Source organism: Gardnerella massiliensis (assembly GCF_003408845.1).
In the GTDB taxonomy this organism is placed as follows: domain Bacteria; phylum Actinomycetota; class Actinomycetes; order Actinomycetales; family Bifidobacteriaceae; genus Bifidobacterium; species Bifidobacterium vaginale_H.
In genome coordinates, this window is sequence record NZ_LRTV01000001.1 from 355,533 (window position 1) to 374,745 (window position 19,213).

The window sequence follows — 19,213 nt, forward strand, 5'->3', positions numbered from 1 at the left end:
ATTTACCTGGCCCATACCAATGCCAACCGTAGCATTGTCGTGCGCAAGCAAAATAGCGTTAGATTTTACGCAGCGAAGCGAACGCCACGCAAACTGCAAGTCACGCAAAGTTGTTTCGTCAGCAGGATCTCCAGAAACAAGCTTCCAATTTTCAGGATTGTCACCAAAAGCGTCAATCTTATCTGCCGACTGCACTAACGCGCCGCCGTCAATAGGATGCACTTGCAAGTCCAAAACTGGCGGATTTGCAACCTTCAAAATGCGAAGATTCTTCTTCTTAGTGCGAAGCAATTCCAAAGCTTCAGGCTCATAGTCTGGAGCAACAATAACTTCGGTGAAAATTGGGCGAACACTTTCTGCCATTTCCAAAGTCACTGTAGTATTTGCAGCAATCACGCCACCATAAGCACTCACAGAATCGCAAGCATGAGCCTTTTTGTGCGCTTCGGCTGCAGTAGCTCCAATTGCCAAGCCGCAAGGATTATTATGCTTGCAAACAGCAACAGCAATTTGCGGAGCAAAATCCCACACCGCGCGCCAAGCAGCATCCGCATCCACGTAATTGTTGTAGCTCATTGGTTTGCCGCCGAGAAGCTCAGCCTGAGCTAAACCACCCTTGTGCAAAGGATCCACGTAGAGTCCGGCCTCTTGATGAGGATTTTCGCCGTAGCGAAGCTCGTGTTCCAAACGCCAAGTTCGCGTGTACTGAGAAGGAAGCAGAACCTTCTTTCTTTCGTCAGCATTAGCATCCACACTTGTAGACTCATCGACGCAAGCTGCAGAATTGCTCAGCGTCTCTGGTTTTGGCCATGCAGCACTACTCCACTGAGCAATAGCAGCATCGTAAGCAGCAGTGTGCTCAAAAGCTTTCCCTGCAAGATACTCACGCTCTTCTAAGCTAAAACCTTCTCCAGAAGTAATACGATCAGCTAACAATTGATAATCTGCAGGATCGGTAATTACGGCAACAGACTTATGGTTTTTTGCCGCAGCCCTAATCATAGAAGGCCCACCAATATCAATTTTTTCAATAATTGCGTCACTATCTGCGCCACTCATGACTGTGTCCACGAAAGGATACAGATTAACTACTACAGCGTCAAATGGGGCAATATGCAAGTCTTCCAACTGCTTAACATGGTCAGCATTATTCATATCCGCCAAAATTCCAGCATGAATATGCGGATCCAAAGTTTTTACCCTACCATCAAGGCTCTCAGGGAATCCTGTAACGCTAGAAACTTCAACAACATTCACGCCAAGCTCAGCAAGGCGCGCTGCTGTTGAACCAGTTGACACAACTTCCGTGCCAGCTTGTATAAACGCTTTTGCGAGTACCTCAAGTCCTTCCTTGTGAAAAACTGAGACGAGTACTCGGTGAATTGACCTCGTTCCTGTGGTTATCAGCACATCTGCATGTAATTCTTGGCTTTGTGTCTGTTGCACGGCGGTCATCCTTCCTTAATAGTGAGGAATTTATTTTCTTTTGGCCTTTGACGAAACCGTTCTAGGTTTACTAGCTGTTTTCTTCAAAGACAAAGGTGAGATTTTCTGCTCACTGTCACCAACAGCTTTACTTAGACTGTGAGTAGAATCATGAGCAGCGGATTTTAAGGAACGCACTGCTGTTGCAACGCGTTTGGTAGTGTGCGCTGATTTCGTATCGACATGAGATGAAGCACGTCGTACAGTAGCGTTATGCGACACTGTATCTGATTGCTTAGTTGCTTTGGTAGTGTTGGAGGCCGCAACATTTTTCACAGCTTGAACACTCGCTTTAAGGCCGTTGGTAAAGCCATGCGCAATGGTACGAGTCATCTCATTTGCCTTGCGGTAAACGCGCTTAGCCGCAGGCTTGCAATTATCAGTAAGTGTCGATAACGTTTCCAAAGCTGCAGCAGACTGTTTACGTAGCGCTTCAAATTTTTGAGTGCGCGAGTTAGGCTGCGTTGGCAAATCGTGCGAAGTTGAAGAAGCAGGCGTAGCTGAAACATGAGAATCAGTTGCTGGAATAGCCTTACTCTGGCGGGTAAGAGTTTCCTTACTATCATCGCTAGGTTGAGTAGCAACATTAGTAGCAACACTAGTAGCAATGTTAGTATCGGTAATAATTTCAGCCGTAGTTGTATTTACGGGAGAATGTGAGGCAATTGGTGGAAGTTCCTGAATTTCGTCGAGGACAGATTTCGAATGTGAGACAGATTTCGAGCGCGCGGCAGATTGATTACGCTCGATTTTTGTTCCAGCTTCCTTCGTTTCCTTCTGCAAAGTGCGTTCAGAAGATTGCTCACTTAAAGAAGACTTGTTATTCTGCGGATCTTCATCTTTGTGCGAAGATTTTCCGTACGGCAACAAACCAATAAGATAACGCACTCCGCATGCAAAAAAGCTGCCTATAATAGCCAATCCCCAGGCTATGCCAACGGCGTACAAAGTGAGATGTCCAACGGCGCGCGTGCTCTCAATAATGTCAACACCTATGTGCGCAAGCCTATATTCTCCCAAAGAACCATTAGCGAAGGAAAACACTACGGAGCATACCACCGTAATAATTGCTGCAATACCAATACAATCTCCTGCAGACTGCGCGGCATTCACCATAAACGTTTTACGATCAGTGCTGTCTTTTATGTTATGCAATTGCAGAGCACAACCGCGTTTATGCAGAATAATAATCAAAACGACTACAGCACAAACAGTAGGAATTAGCGAGTTGAAAAGAATGCGGTATACGCAATCATTAATCGACTCAGGGAAAATGCCAAAGACTGGCACAGGCGGTAATGCTTTATATTGTGCTGCACTTAAGGAAAAATAAGCAACTTTGCCAATAGCAAATCCTGCTCCACAAATCCAAGACAATGCCCAAATTGCCACGTTTGGCAACCATACTAAGCAAGCAATGGTAGTAAGTATTCGCGAACCGTTTTGCATTCCTAACTTCAAGAAAAACGAGTTAACGGATCCAATATGTGTGAAGGACCACACTACAACGGTGACGATTGCAACAACAGCATACAGAGAAAATACTATTATAGCTGCGCGAACCGTAATACGAATATTTTTCTGCGCCCATGAAGGAAATATTTGTTGATACCGCTTCTTACAAACCTCACTAAACCTGCTTTTAGGAAGCAATGCAATAGCTAATGCAATCACATATATGCAAGCACATTTGACAATAATAACAAGCAGTGAATCAACCAACGTAACATGCGTATTTTGAGAAAGAACAGCATTCGCTGCAACCCAAACAGCAAATCCCGTACTATAGGCTAAAATGCCGCCTTTAATACGACGAATCAAAGCAACAAGCACTGATAGAAGAAGCAGTGTTAAGCCTAACGGAATAATAGTGAGAACACAGTTGCCAAAAGTGATTCCAACCCCTTGAGCAAACATGAGTACAGCCCAAGTCATAGACATGGCTGAATCAGAAAGATTACCCGTGCCCTCTTCAATAGAAACCACAAGAAGCGTTAACGATAAAAACAGGCCTATGGTAAGCGAAAATGCGAAAAGCGTAATGCAAGGCGCAATAACACCCTTAAGCATGCAAAGTAAGGAAGACTTGATTTTTTCAATCATAACAGCTCCTTTCAATGCCACTAAACACGAGTAAAACGTGTTATTATTTTCAGCGCTTTACAAAGTTTCAATATTAAGCTTATTTATGCCGGCATGGTTATTAAGCTGCTGCACGAAAACTTATGCAAATCACTCATTCCACTAATGCCGTTGAGTTCAATGACGAAGCTAAAACCTGCTACGACTCCTTGTGCGCGTTCAACAAGGCGCGCAGCAGCCTTAGCAGTACCGCCAGTCGCAATCAGATCATCAACAATAAGCACATGCTGACCAGGCTTTATAGCACCACGCTCAATCTCGATGCTCGCTTGACCATATTCGAGCATATAGGACTCAGTAATCACAGGAGGAGGAAGTTTACCCGCCTTACGAACAGCAAGAAAACCTTTGCCTAAACGAGCTGCGAGTAAAGGACCAAACAAAAATCCACGCGCTTCAAGTCCAGCAATGAGGTCGATGGAATCAGCTGGCACCGGCAGTGCATCAACAAGAGCGTCGATTAAAATGCGCATACCACGCGCATCCGCAAAAATAGGAAGAAAATCACGGAAAGTGATACGAGGATTTGGGAATCCCGGAATGGTACGGATCAGCGAAGCAAAATAAGCTGCATCTTCTTCGCTTACTGTCTTCAATGATTTCACTACAATATCCGTTGTTGTCATAATCCTAACGTTCTTTTCGTTGCAACCTGTTTTTAAGAATATGAGGAAAGTATACGCATGTTCGCGTGATGTGCGAAGCATGAACCGCATCACACATCACAACTTCAAGTATTACATAATTAATTTGCAGCAGTCGTCACGAGAAGCGCTATTGCACTGTCTTCTTCAGTGGACTCGGCAGTGGACTCGGCAGTTGGCTCAGCAGTTGGCTCAGCAGTTGGCTCAGAAACATCTTGTTTATCAGTTTCTTCGATATCAGCTTTGGCTTCCATTTTTTCGTTTGCTTCAGCTTCTTCGTCACTAATAAACGCTGGTCGCACGTACACTCTGTTTACAGCGCGGAATGATACCCTAAGCAAGCTACCCTGAGAATCGAGAACAATTTCTTCATACTGAGTATCGACGCTCACAATCTTGCCGATAATCCCGCCAATGGTAATAACTTCAGTACCTGGTTCCAAAGAATCGTGGAAGGAACGCATTTCAGCCTGACGCTTCTTTGCATTACGAGATTGGAACCACATCATGGCAACCATTGCTACGATAAGCACGATAAGCATGCCATATTGCTGGAAAAATTGAGGCACAGTAAAAACTCCTTAAGTGTCCAACCCTAAGACGGTCGAAATGCCGTCCAAATCAAATATTTTAGGCTAGCTCGCTGACATTACGAGGCGGTTCTAAGCCTACATGACGCCACGCTTTTTCGGTTGCAACACGTCCTTTAGGTGTTCGTATGAGGAATCCTTCACGAACTAAATACGGTTCGCAAACTGTTTCAACAGTTTCAGATTCCTCACCAACCATTGCAGCTAAATTATTAAGACCAACCGGCCCACCATTGAATTGGCAAACCATCGCCTTCAAAACTGCCATATCAAGCCGATCGAGACCCTGCGTATCGATTTGGTATAAAGCCAACGCCTCAGTAACAGCCTGACGATTTATGTCGGATAAGTCGTGCACAATAGCCCAGTCTCGCACACGCCTCAGTAAACGATTTGCAATACGAGGAGTGCCACGCGATCGCAACGACAATTCCTTTGCAGCTTGGTCAACAAGTTTAATACCAAGCACCTGAGCTGAACGTTCAATAAGCTTTTCAAGCTCCTCCTGCGGATAAAAATCAAGATGAGCCGTAAAACCAAAACGAGCACGCAGCGGAGAAGGAAGCATGCCTTCACGAGTTGTAGCACCAACCACAGTAAAACGAGGCAATGTTAACGGTATCGACGAAGCACCAGGCCCCTTACCTACCATGACGTCAACACGAAAATCTTCCATCGCAATATAAAGCAGCTCTTCTGCAGCACGCGGCAAACGATGGATTTCGTCAATAAACAACACTTCACCAGTGTCTAAAGCGCTTAATATAGATGCAAGATCGCCTGCATGCTGAATAGCAGGACCGGAGGTGATACGAATAGGCACTTGAAGCTCATTAGCAACAATCATTGCGAGAGTGGTTTTACCCAAACCCGGAGGACCAGCCAAAAGCATGTGATCAGGAGGTACTTCGCGTTTTTTAGCAGCGTCTAAGAAGAGCTGTAGCTGCGCTTTCAACACCGGCTGACCAATAAAACCTTCCAAAGCTCGCGGTCGAAGCTCCTCATCGCTCAACTGCTCATTTGCCAAAGGTGCAGAAGAAACCATACGCAATGATGCCTCGGCAACACCCGTATTTACAGCAGTAGTATGTTCATCGCTCATCGCACACCATCCAACGATTCATCCCTACACAAATATGACACATCTCACCTGCCCCTATCGAGTGAAACCAATGCCTTACGCAGAATGTCAGACATATCTGAATCAGATAACGGCATTGAAAAATTACACTTTTCACAAACATACTCAACAGCACGCTGAGCATCAGCTTGCTTCCAACCTAACGAAACAAGACCCTCAACTACAGATTGCACACTAGTATCAGAAATCTTCTGCTGCGATTTAACAGAACTGCTATCAGTATTTGTCAATATTTCAGAATCGAGAGAACCCTTAAGTTCCAAAATAATTTTTTGAGCACCCTTCTTCCCCAATCCTGGTGCGGAAGAAAGAGTTGTTACATCACCTTCTGAAATAGCCTGCAAAAGACGATCGACGTTCAGTGTAGAAAGTAAAGAAAGGGCAACTTTAGGACCAATGCCACTAACTTTTTGAACTTGCAAAAACATTTTTTTCGCCGACTGACTGGTAAAGCCATACAGAGTTAGAGCATCTTGCGAAACTTGCATAGACGTATACACACGAACTTCCTGCCCCTCGCGTAACGTAGCTAAATCCGCAGTTGGCATATATGTTTCGTAACCAACCCCCGAAACAAGAATAAGCGCAGTGCGAGCGTCAACCGACTCCACCTGTCCAACCAACATTCCAATCATAAGCGCTTACCTCTTAGCCGTACGTAACTTGACGAAATCGTGTTCTTATACAAGCTGGCAGCAATAAACGCAACCAAGCAATAGAACAGATGTTCTATAAATATCCTACATGTCTCGAACGACAGAAGAACCACTACGCGCCACACGTTGAGCCAAAGCCCACTGTTTTTGAGCCGGCGTCAAATGTTGCTCACGCTCCCCTCCCTGCAAAGCACCGGCAGGGCGAAGAGCATGACAGATAGCTTGCGCTAAAGCGTCGGCAGCATCAGCCGGCTTTGGAAGTATATTAAGACCTAATAGGCGCGCTACCATGCGCTCAACCTGCGGTTTTTGTGCTTTACCATCCCCAGCAACCGCAAGTTTCACTTCCGTCGGCGTATGTAATGCTACAGGAATATTGCGCTGGGCAGCCGCAAGCATAGCAAGACCAGCAACCTGTGCAGTACCGAGCACAGTATTGCGATTTTCTTGAGCAAAAACACGTTCAATAGACACAGCATCCGGAGAAAAACGCTCAATTTTTTCAACTAAACCGTTATAAATCTTAAGCAATCTCAAATCTTGAGAAAGTTCAGGATCAGACCGTAACACATCGACGTGAATAAAAGAAAGCCGACGCGAAACGCCGGCTTCAATCACGCCGACCCCGCAGCGAGTAAGCCCGGGGTCAACGCCCAAAATCATCATAGGAAACTATTCTGCTTCCTCAAGCTGAGCCATAACCTCATCAGAGGCAGTCCAGTTGCTGTAAATATTCTGCACATCATCGAGGTCGTCGAGATTATCAATCAAACGAGAAACCTTCTGAGCATCTTCCAAGCTCAACTCAACTTCGTTATTTGGATGCATGATAATATCTGCAGAATCGTAGTCGAAACCAGCCTCCTGCAAAGCCTTACGAACGGTGACCAAATCGCTGGAACCAGTGTAAACAGAGTACACATCACCGTCGTCGGCCACATCCTCAGCACCAGCTTCAGCTGCAACTTCAAAGAGCTTATCGTAATCGACACCTTCGGAAGGAACCTCAATCAAGCCCTTACGCTCGAAGTTGAAGCTCACAGAACCGCTTGTTGCCAAGGAACCGTTACCCTTAGTAAGCGTGGAACGCACGTCAGCAGCAGCACGATTACGGTTATCGGTAAGGCATTCAATAATCAAACCAACACCTGCAGGAGCGTAACCTTCGTAAACAATCTCCTCATAGTTGGCACCGCCAGCTTCTTCACCAGAACCACGCTTTACAGCGCGCTTGATGTTATCGGCAGGCATAGAAGCCTTCTTAGCTTTAACGATGGCATCATACAAAGTAGGGTTACCATCAGGATCACCGCCGCCCAAACGTGCAGCAATTTCAATGTTCTTAATAAGCTTCGCAAAGAGCTTTCCACGCTTTGCGTCGATAGCGGCCTTCTTGTGCTTGGTAGTCGCCCACTTGGAATGACCTGACATGATACTCCTAAAACGTACAGTTAATCAAACGAAACGATTTTATTGCGCTTTCGCGACAAATTTTATTTAGCTTTTTGTTGAAGACCTTGCTTTACTTCAAGAATACGTTGAACAACAGTTACAATACCGCCGATTGATAGCGATATCATCGCGCAACTTAACCAGAAAAGTTGATTAGTAATTCCAGATAATCCCATAGCAATAAGTAGTAGCGCAACGCGATCCGCCCTAGTAATCAATCCACTTTTAGGATCAACCGAAACCGACTGCCCGCGAGCGCGAGTGTACGACGTTACAAAAGCAGCCATAAGCGCAATCATGCAAGTAAATAATCCAGCGTATTTCAACGACATTCCAATAAAGGACGGCATCCAAATGCACACATTTTTATTATTTGCTCGCCATAAGCAAATGAACACTGCCATAAAAAGCGACCAGTCTGCAATACGATCAAGAGTAGAATCAAGAAACGCGCCAAAGCGAGTGCCACCAGTAGTTAGTGCAGCAACTGAACCATCTAACCCATCTGCAAGTACGAAAATTGTAAGCAATATAGTTCCTGCAACAAGTTGGCCTGTAAAAGCCGTTACGAAAGCTGTAACAACTACTGCTAATGTGCCAACAATTGTTACCGCATCAGCACTTACGCCTAGTCGAACTAGCAATTTTGCAATCGGGGCAATAACGCGCTTAAAACCACTGCGTAACGATTCCAGCATCGAATCAACCTTCCTAGCGCAATCAAGCAAGTAAAACTCGGGTTCAATAACACTTTTATAGTAGCTGTGCGACTGTAAGAAGATAGTAAGAAGATAATAAAAAGCCCACACAACGTTAAGAAGTGTGGGCTTTTGTTAGTTAAGATTCAGCTTACATAGCTTAGCTTACTTAAGTTAGGTTACCTAAATTAAGTTACTTAGTGTAGCGCTCGAAATCTTCAGCAGTATTCACCTGAACGCGCTGCTTAATAATGGAAAGAATCCACTCTTTAGCTTGCTGGACAGGAACACCGTTCAACTGGCTACCGTCGCGGAAGCGGAAGCTCACAGCATTGTTGTTCACATCCTCTTCGCCAGCAATCAAAGTGAACGGCACCTTAGACTTGGAAGCGTTACGAATCTTCTTACCAAAGCGATCGTCAGAACTGTCCATTTCGCAACGAACCATGTTCTCTTCCAAATCGCTAATAATCTTTTGCAAATGCGGAGCGAATTCGTCTGCAACAGGAACGCCAGTCACCTGAACTGGAGCCAACCATGCTGGGAACGCGCCTGCGTAATGCTCAAGCAAAATAGCGAAGAAGCGCTCAATAGATCCGAAGAGTGCGCGGTGAATCATCACCGGACGCTGGTGACTACCGTCGGCTGCAATATACTCCAACTTAAAACGCTCAGGCAAGTTGAAGTCGAGCTGAATGGTAGAAACCTGCCAAGTGCGGCCGATTGCGTCGCGCGCTTGCACAGAAATCTTCGGGCCGTAGAATGCAGCTCCACCTGGATCGTCCACGAGTTCCAAGCCAGAATCTTTAGCAACCTCTGCCAAAGTGTTCGTTGCTTCTTCCCAAATCTCGTCGGAACCAACGAACTTGTGCTCATCCTTAGTGGAAAGCTCCAAGTAGAAGTCGTTCAAACCAAAATCTTTAAGAAGACCAAGCACGAAGTTAAGCAAGCTCTTCAATTCGTCGCGCATCTGCTCGCGAGTGCAGTAAATATGCGAATCGTCCTGAGTTAAGCCGCGCACACGAGTAAGACCGTGAACAACGCCAGACTTTTCGTAACGATACACGGTACCAAACTCGAACAAGCGCAAAGGAAGCTCACGATAAGAACGCTGGCGAGACTTGAAGATCAAGTTATGCATTGGGCAGTTCATTGGCTTCAAATAGTAGTCAGCACCTTGGCGAGTTACGTTACCGTTTTCGTCGCGCTCTTCGTCAAGCTTCATTGGAGGATACATGCCATCCTTGTACCACTGCAAGTGGCCGGAAGTCTCATACAATCCGCCCTTAGTGATGTGCGGAGTTTGCACGAAGCTGTAGTGATGCTTGCGATGCTGCTCGCGGGAATAATCTTCCATTGCGTTAATAATTGCAGCACCCTTTGGATGGAACACAGCCAAACCTGGTCCAATCTCGTCTGGGAAGGAGAACAAATCCATCTCTTGGCCAAGCTTGCGGTGATCTCGCTTAGCAGCTTCTTCCATGCGAGTTGTATAAGCCTTAAGCTCTTCCTTGCTAGGCCATGCAGTGCCGTAAATGCGCTGAAGCATAGGGTTCTGCTCCGAACCACGCCAGTAAGCTGCAGCAACTCGTTCAAGCTTAAAAGCCTTAATATAGCGCGTATTTGGAAGGTGAGGTCCACGGCACAAATCGCTCCAAACTTTATTGCCTTCGCGATCCACATTGTCGTACATGCTAAGCTCATGCTTGCTGATCTCGCCAGATGCAGCTGGATCAAGAGCCGCTTCTTTATCACCAATCAACTCCAACTTATAAGGTTGGTTTGCTTCCTCAGCTCGCGCTTCTTCTTCTGTTACAACGCGACGGCGGAAGGATTGCGACTCTTTAATAATGCGCTGCATATGCTTTTCGATTTGCTTCAAATCGTCCGGCGTAAACGGAGTATCAACATCAAAATCGTAGTAGAAGCCGTCTTTAATCACAGGGCCAACGCCTAACTTTGCGTCTGGTCGAATTTCTTGAACAGCCTGAGCCATCACGTGAGTAGCGGAATGACGCATGATTGCGATGCCATCTTCACTATCAAGGGCTACTGATTCCACGGTATCGCCGTCATGAAGAGGCGTGTACAAATCACGCAACTCGCCATTTAAACGCACGGCAATAATATTTTTATCTTCCGCGAAAAGTTCAACGCCAGTGAAGCTTGCATCCACCTCCTTGCGTTCCTCGTTTACGGTGATGGAGATGGTATTTTCAGCCATAATTGTCCTTTTCTATCGGGGTCTTGCGTTACTAATGTGCAGACCTGGACTTGCGTGGCGTCGATAAAACTTACGCGATTAAACAATTAATAAAAACGCGCAAAAAACGACGTCAATCGCGCGCATTTTTCACGCGCAATTCATTGATACTTTAGGACACGAGTAAGACTTCAACTATGCTGCAACAGATTTGCACTTGCGTAAATTAAAAATAAGCCACTCACTAAATTTGACGATTAAGAAGAAAGCTCCAGCACAAATAGCAATAGTGCCTCCTGCCGAAAGCTTGAGTATTACAGCAAGCGCTAATCCAGTAAGCGCTATTAAAACAGAAGATACTACGCAAGCAAGCACAAACTTATTAATGGACGCAATTCTTCCTTTTAACGCTGCTGCAGGAGCCGCGATAAGAGATACGGAAACAACGGTTCCGACTGCCGGAATAATAACCGAAACCGTAACAATAATCAGAGCCAGAACCATGCCCTGTATAAATCCAGCTTTTCCGCCGGAAGCACGGTAATTAATCGGATCAAATGAACAGTGCACTAAATTCGCTGCACCAGCAATCCAAATACCTGCAACCAGCAAGAACGCTACTGCCGCTGACGCAACGTCTGCAGGAGTGCAATTAAGCAAAGATCCGGTTAAAAATCCTTCAATACGAAGTGGCAGAGGCGCAAACCACTTATTCAAAAAGTATCCGCTAGCGAAACCTACAGTAAGCGTAATTCCTGCTGACGCCTGCGAAGAAATACCTTTAAGATGCGAAAGCGCGTACATTACGAAAGAAAGCACAACACACGCCACTGCAGCGCCTATAAACAATCCAAGCGACAGCACATTCTGGTCTATTGTGTACATAGAAGTTAAAACTACGCCAAGAACAGCTCCAGGAAAAGCTGCGTGCGTAATGGATTCTGTAAAGAATATGCGTTGATTGAGAAGAGCCAGGGAGCCTACAAAACCGCATAATGCGCCGACTACAATCGCTTCAACAATAGGGAGCGCAATAATTTGCCAAATACTTACCATTTAAGCCCCCTGCTGTTCTGAGATTGCTGAAAACTTTGCGCAGTGAATATTATTAGCGATTGTGCTATTGGATTTATGCGAGGAAACCATTGAGGACACAAAGCGGAAAGCCCAACGCAATACGAGCACAACCACAAACATTGCGCACATACTTAAAGCAATTGCAGCTTGCGGCGAAACGGGATGATCCAGTTCAAGATTCATAACATACATTCCCAGCACAACTCCCGCAATGCCGACGGCGACACCAACCGCAACCATACGAGCAGCCGTGCGAGCAACTAAACGCGCACTAGCTCCAGGAATAATCAAATACCCAATAACTAGCAGCACGCCAACCGCAGAAGATGCAGAAACCACCACTGCCGCTATACCAACGTTGAGCACAATATCGATAAACAGCGTATGAACGCCCATAAGAGGGGCACTTGCGCGATCGAAAGCAACAATAATCTGCTGCTTCCACGTGGCAAGAAGTACCACAATCGCAAACAAGCAAATCCACATAGCCTGCGTCATACGCTCGTCGGTAACGTCGAGAAGCCTACCAAACATAAGCGCTTCAAGCTGTCCTGACATATCGCCTTTTTTAAGGGAAATTACTACGCCGAGAGCGAAGAAAGTTGTAAGAACCGTAGCAATAACAGATTCGTTAATTCGAGCTGAACGCGAAGCCCACACCAACGCCGCAACCAAAAATACTGCGCAAATTGCAGCACCCGGAATAATGCGATCGATACCGCCGTATAATGCGCCGACCACAATGCCTGGAAAAATGCCGTGAACAATGGCTTCCGCATTAAATTCCGCACAACGCAAATTTACACATACGCCAACGATTCCGCTAGCTATAGAAAGTACTATAAGAAGGCAAAATGGGCGAAAAATATAAGGTGCCGACGCAATAAAGTCAAAACCTGGAATTGGTTCTAACGCCTGCCTTAGTGATTCAACTATTTGAGCCAGCATTATTTTTGACTTTCTTTTTCTTGAACGTCACCTTGAGTGCACTGAGCGTCGTCTTGAGTGCCTTGAGCATCATCCTGAGCCATTTTAGAAAGCGTAATACCAGCAGTAGCAGCCGGCATACTACCGCCGTAAGCACGTGTAATATTCTCTTTCGTCATTACTTCATGAAGCTCACCAAACGCAACCTGCTTTCCAGCCAAAAGTAGCGCTTTTTCGCAAATAGCATCCGCAATAACTAAGTCGTGAGTAGAAACAACAAAAGCAATACCTTCTTGCTTTGCGGAGTTCATAATATTAAGAAGTTCACGACGATTTGGCTCATCCAAACCGTTAAATGGTTCGTCAAGAAGAATCAAAGTTGGCTTGGCAACGATAGCGCGCGCAAGCAAAATACGTTGGCGCTGCCCGCCCGAAAGATCGCCAAAACGAACATCCGCACGATTGAGTAAACCAACATGATTAAGAGCGTCCTCAACGGCTTTTTTCTGAGCTTTATTCAGCAAACCAAGAAATCCTGTCTGCCTACTCAAGCCCATAGCCACAACCTGCCTAGCAGTGATTGGGAACGTCAGGTCTAAATCAACCTGTTGTGGTACGTAGCCGATAGAAAGAGATTTTGGCATGCGCAACTCACCATGGCTTACACGCACGATGCCAATAATGGCTTGTAAAAACGTTGTTTTACCCGAACCATTTGGACCGATTAAAGCCAACGCCTCCCCAGCTTCTACACTACCGTTAAGTCCCGTAACTACGGTTTTATAACCGTAAGCTAGATTGCAATCTTTCATTGCAAGGACGCTCTTATTCACAATATTTCCAGTCTTTTCAACTTATATTTCGTTTTCGCGAAACTACTTCTTCAGTGCAGCTTGTACCGTAGCTGGAAGCGCTGGAACCTTGCCATCCCAAGCTTTCACTAAGGTTTTAACATTGTGCACAATGGAGCCAATATACGTTTCGCCATCAGACTCAACTGGTCCTAAAGAGTCACCATACAGCGCATCGTCGCCAATAATAGCCTTCACGCCTGCAGCGGCAGCCACAGCCTTAATGGACTTGGAATTATTGGAGTTTTCAGCGAATATTGCTACAGCACCAGACTTCTTCACATCTTCTGCAGCATCCTTAATGTGGTCGGCAGTAGCGTCCTGCTGGCTGTTAAAGTCAGAAAGCGCAGCGCCGATAAACTTAACGTTGTAGTCGCGCGAGAAGTAGCCGAAAGCGTCGTGAGAAGTGAAGAGTACGCGATGCTCCTGTGGCACGCTGTTCAAAGCTTCGGTTGCCCACGCGTCCAAATCTGTCAAAGCTTTGACAAATTTCTCAACATGCTCGTCAAAAATAGACTTGCTTTTAGGAAGAGCTTTGCCAAGGAATGCACCAATATTCTTCACCTGAATCATGGTGTTCTTAGTACTAGTCCAAATGTGTGGATCGTACTGGAATTCAGGTTCTTTCTCACCTTCTTCCGGAGGGAAAGGCCACTTTTCGGCATGAACCTTGGCAATACCGCGGTCAACTTTGTAAGGAAGATTCTTTTCCTTAGCAGCTTCTGCCTTTGGATCTTTAATTTCGTCGGCTGTGAGAATACCGGAGGTAACACCCATAGTTCCTTTGAAGCCAGTTGCCTTTACTGCTTCGTCTAGGAAGTGTTCAAGATCTACACCGGAGACCAGCATTAAATTAGCTTTGGAAAGCGCCTTGGACTGACCTGGAGTCATTTCGTGTTCGTGAGCAGAAGCATTTGGAGCAAGCAAGCAAGTCAGATTAATTGTTGACTTTGCTTTGTCTTGAGGAGCACCAATTACCGACTTCTTGCCTTGGGAATCGGTTTTGTTGAGAGTTAAACCAGATTTTGCATCAGCAGTAGAAGCAATTTGAGTTACGTAATCGCAAATCTGAGTGGTAGTAGCTACTACATTTACTTGGTTATTTTGCGTCTTGTTTTCTGCGGTTTTAGCAGAGCCGCAAGCGCTCATAGAAGTTGCTAATAATGCAACCGCAGCCGCAGTTGCGAACATTCGTGAAGTTTTCACACTTGTTCCTTTCAGGAATCTTTGCCGTTATTGCATGGGTTTGATTGTGAGAGGTTACTCATGAAAGTTGTTCATGAAAAAAATAATCATTCGCAATAACGTTTATAGCATAAGAAAAATAAGTGAGCTGGTCAATTAAAATTACAAAAAAATACGATTATTTTTTAAAAAGCGCGTTTCGCTAATTTTTTGTCTGATATAATGCGAAATTTAAAAATCTAATTTAATAATTTCTAACTTAACCATGAATAAAAAGTGGCAGTATAGCAACAAAAAATAGAACAGATTATAACATATATACAAATCAGTAAAGCAGATATTTTCTCGATTTTTCAGCAAAAAATAAACGCAACACGCCGCAACACTCCCGACACGCAGCGTAACAAAAAATTACAAATAATTTCAAAATACTTACAGATTGAAACAATACATAAGTTTATCTAACAGAACAAAAGTTTAGATAAAAATATCTTCAATACATATTCTTAACAACGATTACACTTAAATACTATGTTCGGCAGTACTTCTAACAAAAATTACGACTCGCTAGCCTCTACCCCTTCAAATGTCACTAACGAAGTTTCAGTTGATTTACATCTTGCTTCAACTTGTCTTAGGACAGCACTTGAAAGCGATAACAAATATTCCAGAGGCGTTCTGGGAGTAATTACCGGATCAAACAGCTACCCCGGAGCCGCAATATTAAGCACACGCGCAGGAGCGCAAAGCAATATTGGCATGGTTCGCTACGCTGGCCCTTTGCGAGCGCAAAACTTAGTATTACAAGCATCGCCAGAAGTAGTTGCATCAGAGCAGTTAAGCGGAAAAATCGACGCAATAACAGTAGGCTCCGGAATACCAGACCACGAACATTGCAACGACGAAAGCGCCGAAAATCAAAGAAAATACATTGAAAGCATACTCGCACAATACTCAAACGAAAACTACAATGCCGAAACGCAGACAAGCAACAATCTACCGCCAATATGCGTAGACGCAGGCGCATTAGACTTACTGCCTAAACACGTTTTTGAAAAGGTAGTACTAACTCCTCATGCAGGAGAGTTAAGCTCACTTTTTGCTAGATACGACTTGGAAATAAGCGCTCAGCAGATTCTTAAAAATCCGGTCAACTACGCTCAGAAAGCAGCAAATCTTACGGGAGCAACCATGCTTGTTAAGGGTTCCACAACTGCAGTCGCCTCTCCGAATAATCTGCGTAAACCTATATATATTGCGCAATACGGCCCAACTTGGCTTGCAACCGCAGGATCTGGAGATGTTTTAGCTGGAATTCTCGGAGCGCTACTTGCGCAACGCGAAAAAAATAGCGAAAGTCGCACAGACTACGGGCTTATTGCAGCAAGCGCAGCGATAATACACGGGATTTCGGCAGTATTCGCATCTCGCAGCAGTGGCGGAAACAACTACACTCAACTAGTGCAAGATATGTTAAAAGCAAAACATCCTTTAACTTTGGAGCACCCGATTGTGGCAAGCGACATAATTACCGCACTTCCCCACGTTCTTGGGATTCTTATAAATATGAAGTAGCGAAAGTAGAAATAACGAAAGTAAAAGTAGCGCTAGTAAAAATAGCGCAAAATAACATAAGTAACGAAAATAAATAAAAGGACAGAATAAATGACTGATGCAAAAAATTTTGAAATATACGACGTTATGTTCGATTACTGCCGAGTGCTACTCGAGTGGAATTGCCGTAACTGCTTACAGAAACAGTTCCCACATTTAGTTGATACCATTTGTCCTAACGGCACTTTCGGCAAGGATGATTTGGCAGGATTCTACGAATTTGAAGACCGTATGGATGGCGGCGAACTTTTGAAAGATCTTATGCCGGAATACGAGCGACGATTTGGTAGCGAACTTGCTGAAGCTTTCCGCTGGTATTGTGCTCATTACGATCAGGTTCTTACCCGTATGATGCCCGGCATGGTTGAGTTGTTGAACGATTTGCGCAGTGCCGGTTACGGCGTGTGGGGGTTGACGAATTGGTCGAGGGAAACGTTCCCTCTTGCTTTGCGTAAATTCCCGGAACTTTCCACGCTTTTGCAGGGAACCATAATTTCCGGCGTCGAACATTTGCATAAACCAGAGCCTGAAATTTTTGAACTTGCTATGAGTCGCTTTGGACTTCAAGCAGAGCATACCGTGTTTTTCGACGATAAGCCTGCGAATATTGATGGTGCGCACGCCGTAGGTATGCACGGTTTTGTTTTTACTACAGCCGATCAAGCCCGTAAGGATTTAGCTTCAATTGGCGTTGAGCTTTAACATAAATTATTTGTGCGTTATGCCGATACCTTTTGCTAAATTCGTTAAGGTTTGTTTTATGTAATTTTTACCCATTGAGTGCTACTTTTGTTAGTGCGTAAAGGAAGCTTTAACATGACTTTATTACAGTTGAAATATATTGTGAAAATCGTTGACTGCGGTTCTATGAACGAGGCAGCTCGAGCATTATATATTTCACAACCTGCATTAAGTTCATCGGTTAAAGAGCTGGAGCGCGAACTCAATATTGAGATTTTTACTCGTTCCACGCAGGGAATTGCGTTAACTGCTGACGGAGCTGAGTTTTTAACGTATGCTCGCCAAGTAATTGAGCAAGCAGATTTGCTCGAGGAACGTTACAAAAGTACGAAACCGCGTCCGCAATTGTGCAGCGTGGCAACGCAACATTATATGTTTGCAGTTGAAGCTTTCGTTGAGATGATTCGTAGTATTCATTCAGACGAATACGAGTTTTCTATTCGTGAAACGCGCACCAAAAATATTATTAAACAAGTTAGCGATATGCGTGCAGACCTTGGAATTCTTTATCTTTCTGACTATAACAAAGACGTAATTGGCAAGTTACTTCGCGAAAAACATTTGGAATTCCATCCGCTTTTCCGCGCGAAATTGCACGTTTTTCTTTCTAGGAACAATCCTCTTGCTGTACGTAAAAGCTTAAGTTTGGAAGATTTGAAACCATACCCGTTTATTCAGTACGAACAGGGAGAGGAAGGAAGTTTCTTCTTTGCGGAAGAAGCAGTATGGCCTACTCGCCCACCTAAAAAAATCAACGTTTCCGACCGCGCTACTATTTTGAATTTTATTATTGGATTGAATGGTTACACGGTTTGCACCGGCATCGATAATGGCGACCTAAACAACGAAAAAATCGTTACTATTCCTTTGGAATGTGACGACACTATGCTCGTAGGCTGGATTACCAACGAACGCACGAAACTTTCAAAAGCTTCACTCGCCTATCTTGCGCAACTTAAATCAGTACTCACTAAACATGGTTACAGTCTTATTGACGCCTAAAAAAGATAGCGCGTTACCTTGGTAAATTAGTATCTCGTAGCTTATTTTGATAGCTTATTTTGATAGCTTATTTTGATAACTTATTTTGATAACTTATTTTGATAACTTATTTTGATAACTTAGCGAGAAAGTTATCCACATTTTTCTGTTTGTGTTGACGCGTATTTTTGCCTCTCATAGAATCACAATTGTTTCGTAATTTTCAAGGGAGGTGTATACCATGACTATCATTAATGTGGCGGCAAAAATATTGGAAATCCAAGGAAGTATGACCACTATGAAACTGCAGAAGCTCGCCTATTATTCGCAAGCTCATAGCCTGGCCACTACAGGATTATCCCTATTCCCCGAAGATTTTGAAGCATGGCGTAATGGTCCAGTTTCGTTGGAATTGTTCAATCGTCATCGTGGAAGATTTATGATTCACCATAAGGAGCTGCTGTTCACTCGTTACGAAAACGGGATTATTTTAGACCAAGAACAAGTCGATATTATCAACGCTGTATGCAATAAGCTCGGAAAACTTACTGGCAACGAATTAAGTGAAAGAACGCACCAAGAGGCGCCGTGGATCCAAGCAAGAATTGGCATACCAGAACACATGGGAAGCGAAGAAATTATTTCCAAACAATCCATGCGCGACTACTACATGAAGCATCCTATTGTGTAATAGTGCGAAAGTATTGTCAATATCGTACCGCTATAACCTGCGCAACAACGCATAGGAAGCAATACATAAACGCATAGGCGACAATAATAGGGCGACAATAAAATAGGCGACAATATAAAACGTATGGGCGAAATC

Annotated in this window: 18 protein-coding genes; 4 read left to right on the forward strand and 14 right to left on the reverse strand. The window is 44.5% G+C overall.

The features are described from left to right. The 14 genes from purH to AXE77_RS01435 form a co-directional block, all read right to left on the reverse strand. Positions 1 to 1,455 (reverse strand): bifunctional phosphoribosylaminoimidazolecarboxamide formyltransferase/IMP cyclohydrolase (gene purH, locus AXE77_RS01370; protein ID WP_165846022.1); only part of this gene is annotated, 1,455 nt, incomplete at its 3' end. Positions 1,456 to 1,476: 21 nt separating this feature from the next. Further along, positions 1,477 to 3,588, reverse strand: a complete 2,112-nt coding sequence (locus AXE77_RS01375; protein WP_240612613.1) for a cell division protein PerM — start codon at positions 3,586 to 3,588, stop codon at positions 1,477 to 1,479. Between the two features lie 83 nt (positions 3,589 to 3,671). Beyond that, entirely contained in the window at positions 3,672 to 4,253 is a 582-nt protein-coding gene (locus tag AXE77_RS01380; protein WP_116712044.1) for an adenine phosphoribosyltransferase, read from the reverse strand. A 119-nt stretch (positions 4,254 to 4,372) separates the two neighbouring features. Continuing rightward, positions 4,373 to 4,840, reverse strand: coding sequence for a preprotein translocase subunit YajC (gene yajC / locus AXE77_RS01385; protein ID WP_116711777.1), 468 nt, complete (start codon positions 4,838 to 4,840; stop codon positions 4,373 to 4,375). Between the two features lie 61 nt (positions 4,841 to 4,901). Further along, entirely contained in the window at positions 4,902 to 5,963 is a 1,062-nt protein-coding gene (gene ruvB / locus AXE77_RS01390; protein WP_116711778.1) for a Holliday junction branch migration DNA helicase RuvB, read from the reverse strand. Between the two features lie 44 nt (positions 5,964 to 6,007). Continuing rightward, on the reverse strand, positions 6,008 to 6,637 hold the full coding sequence (ruvA, locus tag AXE77_RS01395; protein ID WP_116711779.1) for a Holliday junction branch migration protein RuvA: 630 nt from the start codon (positions 6,635 to 6,637) through the stop codon (positions 6,008 to 6,010). Between the two features lie 105 nt (positions 6,638 to 6,742). Beyond that, complete coding sequence (gene ruvC, locus AXE77_RS01400) at positions 6,743 to 7,324, reverse strand: crossover junction endodeoxyribonuclease RuvC (protein WP_116711780.1); 582 nt, start codon at positions 7,322 to 7,324, stop codon at positions 6,743 to 6,745. Positions 7,325 to 7,330: 6 nt separating this feature from the next. Continuing rightward, on the reverse strand, positions 7,331 to 8,089 hold the full coding sequence (locus tag AXE77_RS01405) for a YebC/PmpR family DNA-binding transcriptional regulator (RefSeq protein WP_116711781.1): 759 nt from the start codon (positions 8,087 to 8,089) through the stop codon (positions 7,331 to 7,333). A gap of 62 nt (positions 8,090 to 8,151) precedes the next feature. Beyond that, positions 8,152 to 8,808: a CDP-alcohol phosphatidyltransferase family protein gene (locus AXE77_RS01410; RefSeq protein ID WP_116711782.1), complete on the reverse strand. Its 657-nt coding sequence runs from the start codon at positions 8,806 to 8,808 to the stop codon at positions 8,152 to 8,154. Between the two features lie 193 nt (positions 8,809 to 9,001). After that, the gene (gene thrS, locus AXE77_RS01415; protein WP_116711783.1) at positions 9,002 to 11,032 is read right to left on the reverse strand and encodes a threonine--tRNA ligase; all 2,031 of its coding nucleotides are present in this window, start codon (positions 11,030 to 11,032) and stop codon (positions 9,002 to 9,004) included. Positions 11,033 to 11,206: 174 nt separating this feature from the next. Continuing rightward, a complete protein-coding gene (locus AXE77_RS01420) occupies positions 11,207 to 12,067 on the reverse strand; it encodes a metal ABC transporter permease (RefSeq protein ID WP_116711784.1) in 861 nt (286 codons plus the stop codon). Further along, positions 12,068 to 13,036, reverse strand: coding sequence for a metal ABC transporter permease (locus AXE77_RS01425; protein WP_116711785.1), 969 nt, complete (start codon positions 13,034 to 13,036; stop codon positions 12,068 to 12,070). Next, complete coding sequence (locus AXE77_RS01430; RefSeq protein ID WP_116712045.1) at positions 13,036 to 13,827, reverse strand: metal ABC transporter ATP-binding protein; 792 nt, start codon at positions 13,825 to 13,827, stop codon at positions 13,036 to 13,038. The genes AXE77_RS01425 and AXE77_RS01430 overlap by 1 nt, the downstream gene beginning before the upstream one ends. Positions 13,828 to 13,890: 63 nt before the next feature. Next, entirely contained in the window at positions 13,891 to 15,072 is a 1,182-nt protein-coding gene (locus tag AXE77_RS01435) for a metal ABC transporter substrate-binding protein (RefSeq protein ID WP_116711786.1), read from the reverse strand. A 510-nt stretch (positions 15,073 to 15,582) separates the two neighbouring features. On the opposite strand from AXE77_RS01435, the gene AXE77_RS01440 reads away from it, so the two are divergent. The 4 genes from AXE77_RS01440 to AXE77_RS01455 all read left to right on the forward strand — a co-directional run bounded on the left by AXE77_RS01440 (position 15,583) and on the right by AXE77_RS01455 (position 19,078). Further along, positions 15,583 to 16,626, forward strand: a complete 1,044-nt coding sequence (locus AXE77_RS01440; RefSeq protein ID WP_116711787.1) for an ADP-dependent NAD(P)H-hydrate dehydratase — start codon at positions 15,583 to 15,585, stop codon at positions 16,624 to 16,626. A gap of 90 nt (positions 16,627 to 16,716) precedes the next feature. Then, entirely contained in the window at positions 16,717 to 17,367 is a 651-nt protein-coding gene (locus tag AXE77_RS01445) for an HAD family hydrolase (RefSeq protein WP_116711788.1), read from the forward strand. A 114-nt stretch (positions 17,368 to 17,481) separates the two neighbouring features. Beyond that, on the forward strand, positions 17,482 to 18,408 hold the full coding sequence (locus AXE77_RS01450) for a LysR family transcriptional regulator (RefSeq protein ID WP_116711789.1): 927 nt from the start codon (positions 17,482 to 17,484) through the stop codon (positions 18,406 to 18,408). A 220-nt stretch (positions 18,409 to 18,628) separates the two neighbouring features. Continuing rightward, positions 18,629 to 19,078 (forward strand): Panacea domain-containing protein, encoded by a 450-nt coding sequence (locus AXE77_RS01455; protein ID WP_116711790.1) that lies wholly within the window; start codon positions 18,629 to 18,631, stop codon positions 19,076 to 19,078. The last annotated feature ends 135 nt before the right edge of the window (positions 19,079 to 19,213 follow it).

Excerpts from the sequence above, each read along its gene's own strand:
- AXE77_RS01375 (WP_240612613.1), bottom strand. The coding sequence starts at position 3,588 with ATGATTGAAAAAATCAAGTCTTCCTTACTTTGCATGCTTAAGGGTGTT.
- AXE77_RS01380 (WP_116712044.1), bottom strand. The coding sequence starts at position 4,253 with ATGACAACAACGGATATTGTAGTGAAATCATTGAAGACAGTAAGCGAA.
- ruvB (WP_116711778.1), bottom strand. The coding sequence starts at position 5,963 with ATGAGCGATGAACATACTACTGCTGTAAATACGGGTGTTGCCGAGGCA.
- ruvA (WP_116711779.1), bottom strand. The coding sequence starts at position 6,637 with ATGATTGGAATGTTGGTTGGACAGGTGGAGTCGGTTGACGCTCGCACT.
- ruvC (WP_116711780.1), bottom strand. The coding sequence starts at position 7,324 with ATGATGATTTTGGGCGTTGACCCCGGGCTTACTCGCTGCGGGGTCGGC.
- AXE77_RS01405 (WP_116711781.1), bottom strand. The coding sequence starts at position 8,089 with ATGTCAGGTCATTCCAAGTGGGCGACTACCAAGCACAAGAAGGCCGCT.
- AXE77_RS01410 (WP_116711782.1), bottom strand. The coding sequence starts at position 8,808 with ATGCTGGAATCGTTACGCAGTGGTTTTAAGCGCGTTATTGCCCCGATT.
- thrS (WP_116711783.1), bottom strand. The coding sequence starts at position 11,032 with ATGGCTGAAAATACCATCTCCATCACCGTAAACGAGGAACGCAAGGAG.
- AXE77_RS01420 (WP_116711784.1), bottom strand. The coding sequence starts at position 12,067 with ATGGTAAGTATTTGGCAAATTATTGCGCTCCCTATTGTTGAAGCGATT.
- AXE77_RS01425 (WP_116711785.1), bottom strand. The coding sequence starts at position 13,036 with ATGCTGGCTCAAATAGTTGAATCACTAAGGCAGGCGTTAGAACCAATT.
- AXE77_RS01430 (WP_116712045.1), bottom strand. The coding sequence starts at position 13,827 with ATGAAAGATTGCAATCTAGCTTACGGTTATAAAACCGTAGTTACGGGA.
- AXE77_RS01440 (WP_116711787.1), top strand. The coding sequence starts at position 15,583 with ATGTTCGGCAGTACTTCTAACAAAAATTACGACTCGCTAGCCTCTACC.
- AXE77_RS01445 (WP_116711788.1), top strand. The coding sequence starts at position 16,717 with ATGACTGATGCAAAAAATTTTGAAATATACGACGTTATGTTCGATTAC.
- AXE77_RS01450 (WP_116711789.1), top strand. The coding sequence starts at position 17,482 with ATGACTTTATTACAGTTGAAATATATTGTGAAAATCGTTGACTGCGGT.
- AXE77_RS01455 (WP_116711790.1), top strand. The coding sequence starts at position 18,629 with ATGACTATCATTAATGTGGCGGCAAAAATATTGGAAATCCAAGGAAGT.